Raw genomic sequence first — 5,557 nt, forward strand, 5'->3', positions numbered from 1 at the left:
AATGCGTCAGCGCCGGAATTTTGATGCTCACGTACTTGAGTACGCTGCGCTCAAAATCCCGGCGCTTCCTTTTCAGGTCGCAAAATGCGTATTTTGCAAATTCGCCCAACACCAGCACATCGCCTCCGCCTCCGCTCCGGCAAGTCTAAGGAAGGCGACGCCACAACCCTCTCCTAATCACGACCTGCAAAAGGCAAGATGGAAGGCGGCGCCACAACCCTTTCATATCATTCCCGCTATTGTTGCGAGACAGCTTGAGCCAACGACCAGCTTTCAGTGCATAATGGTATCGGAATTGTTGGCTGAAACGGCCTTTATCCAAAGCAAAAGCGCTATCTGGCATTTACGCGGCGCGGAGGGAGATCACCTGAGCGAGCGCAGCGAGGGAAGGAAGCTCCCGCAGCTACAGCCGCGTTGCCCTCGCCACACTGGGGTTATTGATAGTCTCTCTTTGGGGGTGCTTCGGGGGGGATGCAAGGGGGGCCGCGAAGGGGGCGTAGCCCCATAACCGGCCCCGCCTTGCTGCGCGCCGCACAGGCGTCCCAAACTCCGCCGGACGGCGGAATCTCGTGCCCGAAGGGCAGTTAATATTTAAAGGATCATCACAGCCGAGAGGTAAATCCCAGGCCGTTGAGGTGAAAGCGCGCTACAGGATGCGGAATCAAGTGCCTGAAGGGCAATAAATAGAATTAAGTCGAGCCAAGCAAATCGTTCTTGGCAACATTGCCGCGCCGGACACGGCAATCACTAAAGGCCATCCGTCCCACCCATCTAAACTCCAATTAAAATCTGCCCCCAGCTCAAGGGAACGCTTCCCTCCGTAACATTGCCGTAAAAAGTCGCGTCATGAGGTTGTAACAATGAGCTCAATTTCCTCCTTCTTTTAGGTAACAGTCTTTTCCAATTATTCCTGACGAATCCAATTCGCCGCTAAAATCAATTATATCTGTAACAGACCCGCCATAGTATCGGCTTAGTGATGTTTGTGACTACGAGTCTACGTGCCGCGCCTGCTGAAAATTAATATCGCAGTCCGCTTCGCTTAAACTGGCCGCAGCCCAGCCATCACAGCAATTTATGTGGAGGGGGTCATGCCCGATTCTTCCGCGCAGGATTTATTTGTAGAAACTTTTTGCGATCTGCCGCTGCATCCTGCAAGTTTGGCAGATGCGCACCCACATCCATGCCGCGCGACTGCTCTGGTTCCTCCACCTGCATCAACTGCGCTGCCGGTTGTTGCTGCCGATGACGAGCAGCGCTGTCAGGCTTTGTTGGATGTCCTTCAGAACCAGACCATCACCAGCGTGCTCCAGCCCATTGTTTCCCTCCGTGATGGCGCTGTCTTTGGCTATGAGGCGCTTGGTCGTGGACCTGCCGGCACTCCGCTTGAAAATCCCGAGGCTCTCATTCAGCGCGCGCTGGAAAATGGGCGCATGCTGGAGCTGGAGCATCTTTTTCGGCGCAGCGCCCTGCGGGCCGCCCGTCAGATGCCGACGGGCATCCGCTTGTTCCTCAATGTAAATCCCAACATTATTCAGGATTCCCATTTTGGTATGGGATTCACCAAGGAATACCTGACCCGTTTTGCCATCAGCGCCGAAGATATCGTTTTTGAAATCACCGAGCGCGAATCGGTTGTGAACCTGCGCGGCTTCAAACAGATTATCGAGCACTACAAAGGCCAGAATTACCAAATCAGTATTGATGATGCGGGCGCAGGTTATTCCGGTCTCAACCTCATATCTGACGTGCAGCCGCACTTTATCAAGCTCGACATGCAGCTCATTCGAGGTGTGGATAAAGACCTCACGCGGCAGGCGCTCATCAAGAGCATGCAGGAATTTGCGGCGCTCACCAATACGCGCATCATTGCCGAGGGCATAGAAACCGAAGAAGAGCTGGCAACACTCATCAGTTTTGATGTGCCCTACGGGCAGGGGTATTTTCTCCGCAGGCCAGATCCCACGCCTCGGGCCGTAGATCCCTTGGCCTTACAGGTCATTCACCGCGAAAACAAGATCAAAAACAGATTTTTCGGCGCACGCGTCCACAAGTTCCATGTGCGGCACATTTGCCGCCCTGGCACGGTTGTTCCGCCGCACATGCCCATACGCAGCGTGGTTGATCTGTTTGAAAAAAACAGCAAGCTCAACGGCCTGTGCGTTGTCATGGGAGAGATTCCCGTTGGAGCGCTCACGCGCAACCGCCTGCACGAGCAACTGAGCGGCAGGTTCGGTTTTTCCCTTTTTGCCGACAAAGCCGTGGAGGCGGTCATGGACCGCTCCTTTCTGTGCGTGGACCACCAGTGCACCATTGATCTGGTCGCGCGGCAGGCCATGCGCCGTGATGACGCCAAACTCTATGACTTTGTTACCGTAACCCGCGAGGGCCGCTATCAGGGCGTGGTGACAGTCAAGGAGCTGCTCGAAAAAAGCATTGAGCTTGAGGTCGCCAATGCTCGCCAGCTCAACCCTCTTTCAGAACTGCCCGGCAACGCGCTCATAGATATCGAGCTGGAGCGCCTTGTGCGCCTCGGTTTGCCGCGCATTGTTCTCTATTTCGATATCGACAACTTCAAGGCTTACAACGACAAATACGGCTTTAAAAATGGGGACAGGGCGCTCAAGCGCCTTTCTTCCATCATCAAGGAAAGCGCAAGCGAGGATGACTTTGTGGGTCACATCGGCGGTGATGATTTTATCGCAGTAACAGACACCCAGGCAGCCCCCAGCGTGTGTGAAACCATTATCTCAGCCTTTAACGACAGCGTGCCTGCCTTTTACAGCGCCGATGACGTCCAGCGCGGTTACATTGAGGGCAAAAGCCGCAGCAATATTGAGGAGCGCTTCCCGCTCATGTCCCTGACCATTGTCGGCGTCAAGGCCAGCAACTTTCAGAGCAGCTTTGATCTGGCGCGGGCCGCAGCCACGCTGAAAAAGCAGTGCAAACGCATCAGCGGCAGCAACTACCAGCTTGAAGCGTAACGATTATTGCCGTCTCCACGGCGGCAGCAAGCAAACTACGGGAGTGTTCATGAAGCTGACCACGAAACTGGTTTTTTCGTTCAGCAGCATCATTGTTCTTATGTTGGCGCTGTTCGGCGTGTATTACGTCAATACCGACCGTATTGATCACGCCGTCAGCCATATGGATCAGCAGTATGTGCCGTCGCTTGTGGCGGTGCAGACCATGACGTCGTTGCTGTATTCGGCCCGTTCCGATCTGGCGGCGCTTACTCCGCATACGGATAGAGTCACCATTGCCGAGTATCGCGACCGCATCAAGCGCGCACTCAAGCAGTTTGCGCAGCACGCCGAGGCTTATCAGGCATTGATTGAAGCCCGTAAACAGTCAGGCGAAGCGGTAGATGACGAGCTGTGGGGCAACATCACGGCCCAGTTGCGCGCGGAGGAATCCACACGCGAAGAAATTATCCGGCTGGCGGGCGAGGGTGATACGGATGGCTCCATTGCGCTGTTTACCCGCAGCCGGGCCGATTTCATCCGCCTTGCGCGCTATTTTGACCAGCTTGTGCAGCACGATGTGCAGCGTAGTCAGGAGGCTGCGACTGGCGCGCAGGAAATTGCGCGCCAGTCGCGCATGGCCGGAGCCGCGCTTGCCATCGTGGGCATACTGTTCAGCATTGCGGTTACGGCGGGCATCACGCTTGCCATCAAGCGCCAGCTCGGCAAAGACCCCGCGCAGCTGCAGCTCATAGCGGGGCGCGTGGCAGAAGGGGATTACGATCTTGAGCACTCAGGCCGCCAGCAGGGGGTGTACGCCTCGCTGGTGCTCATGGTTCAGGCTTTGAAGGCGCATATAGAAAGCGCGCGCAGTGAGTCGGAAAAAGCGCGGGAAGAATCCGCCAGGGCCAATGCCGCCCTGCAACAGGCTGAGGCGGCGGAGCACGATGCCCGGGCGAAAACAGAAGCCATGCAGCAGGTGGCCGAGGCGCTGGAAGAAGTGACCCATGTTGTGGCCACTGCCTCCGGTCAGGTGGGCGAAACCATCCGGCAGGCAGAAGAAAGCGCCGACAGCACGGCCCAAAGGCTCACGGAAGCCGCCACAGGCATGGAGCAGATGAACGCCACCGTGGGCGAGGTAGCGCAGAATGCCTCCGTGGCCTCTGACTCCTCGGCAGAAACCCGCCAAAAAGCAGAGGACGGGGCCAAGGTGGTTCGCCACGCTCTGGAGAGTATTGAAACTGTGCGTTCCACCTCCTTGCGCCTTAAGGATGATATGGAGCAGCTTGGCGGGCATGCGCATGCGATTACCAGAATCATGAACGTAATTTCGGATATTGCGGATCAGACCAATCTGCTCGCCCTCAATGCCGCCATTGAAGCCGCACGGGCTGGCGACGCCGGGCGGGGCTTTGCCGTGGTGGCGGACGAAGTGCGCAAACTGGCGGAAAAAACAATGGCTTCCACCCATGATGTGGATACGGCCATCAAGGCTATTCAGCAAAGTGTGGCCCATAGCGCCGCCTCTGTGGAGGAAGCGGTAAAAGGCATCTCGCTGGCAACCGAAGCTGCCCAGCAGTCAGGGCAGGCGCTGGAGGGCATTGTGGGAACGGTGGAAGAAACCGCCAATCAGGTCAGCGCCATTGCCACCGCCAGTGAGCAGCAGGCTGTGGCCACTGACCAGATCAACCGCACCATCGGGGATGTCACCAGTCTTTCGCGGCAGACAGCTGTTGCCATGAGCGCTGCTTCGCGCGCAGTGGCGGGGCTTTCTGCCCAGGCCCGAAATCTTGAAGGCCTCATTGAGCAGATGCAGAACTGCTGAGGCAAAAATTATCCCGTCACAAAAAAGAAGCCCCTTCAATGAAGGGGCTTCTTGCGTTCATAATGGATCACGCTCAAGCGCCGCCGCTGTGGCGGGCCTGCACGCAAGGCGCTATTTATTCACGTAGGCTTTGCCCAGTTCCAGTGCCTTGAGGTTGGATTCCTGCAATTTCGGGGGCAGGAATTTTTTGATGGCGGCTTCCAGCGCGTCCACGCCAAAGGGCAGCACGCCTGAAGAGCAGACCACGCTCAGGAGCACGGTGTTGCCGCTCTGTACGGAACCAGCCTGCATGCCGAGCTCGCGGCAGGGCACAAAGTGGCACTGCCCCGCGACCTGACGGGCCTTTTCCATGATGTGCGGCATGTCGGGGTACTCTGCCTTGCCCAGCGCAACGCTGAGGGGCGGCAGGGCATCGCTGCTGGAAAAGATAGCGCCGCCTGGCTGCAAATAGGGCAGGGCGCGCAGGGTTTCCAGCGGTTCAAAGCCAAGCAGCACATCGGCTTCGCCGTAGTCCAGCTTGGGAGAACGCCAGCCGCCGAGCAGCATGACAGATTCCACCACGCCGCCGCGCTGGGCCATGCCGTGCACTTCGCCAGCCACCACATCCAGTCCGGCTTCCAGAGCCGTGCGGGCCAGCAGGGTTGTGGCCGTCAGGGTTCCCTGACCGCCCACGCCGGTAAAGAATATACGCATCCGCTTCTGCATTTCTTGTGTCTTCATAATATCTCCCTACCGCTTCCGCGCCTTGAAGGCCGTGGGCGCAACCTGC

Annotated in this window: 3 protein-coding genes; 2 read left to right on the top strand and 1 reads right to left on the bottom strand. The window is 57.3% G+C overall.

What is annotated here, in order from left to right; genetic code table 11:
* The first annotated feature begins 1,091 nt into the window (after positions 1-1,091).
* Both VEZ52_RS09490 and VEZ52_RS09495 read left to right on the top strand, forming a co-directional pair.
* The gene (locus tag VEZ52_RS09490) at positions 1,092-2,984 is read left to right on the top strand and encodes a bifunctional diguanylate cyclase/phosphodiesterase (RefSeq protein WP_324836592.1); all 1,893 of its coding nucleotides are present in this window, start codon (positions 1,092-1,094) and stop codon (positions 2,982-2,984) included.
* A 49-nt stretch (positions 2,985-3,033) separates the two neighbouring features.
* The gene (locus tag VEZ52_RS09495; RefSeq protein WP_324836593.1) at positions 3,034-4,788 is read left to right on the top strand and encodes a methyl-accepting chemotaxis protein; all 1,755 of its coding nucleotides are present in this window, start codon (positions 3,034-3,036) and stop codon (positions 4,786-4,788) included.
* Between the two features lie 111 nt (positions 4,789-4,899).
* Here the strand turns inward: VEZ52_RS09495 and VEZ52_RS09500 are convergent, their stop codons facing one another.
* Positions 4,900-5,508, bottom strand: coding sequence for an indolepyruvate oxidoreductase subunit beta (locus VEZ52_RS09500; protein WP_324836594.1), 609 nt, complete (start codon positions 5,506-5,508; stop codon positions 4,900-4,902).
* Positions 5,509-5,557 lie beyond the last annotated feature (49 nt).

It is taken from the genome of Desulfovibrio sp. (assembly GCF_035644575.1).
Lineage (GTDB): Bacteria > Desulfobacterota > Desulfovibrionia > Desulfovibrionales > Desulfovibrionaceae > Desulfovibrio.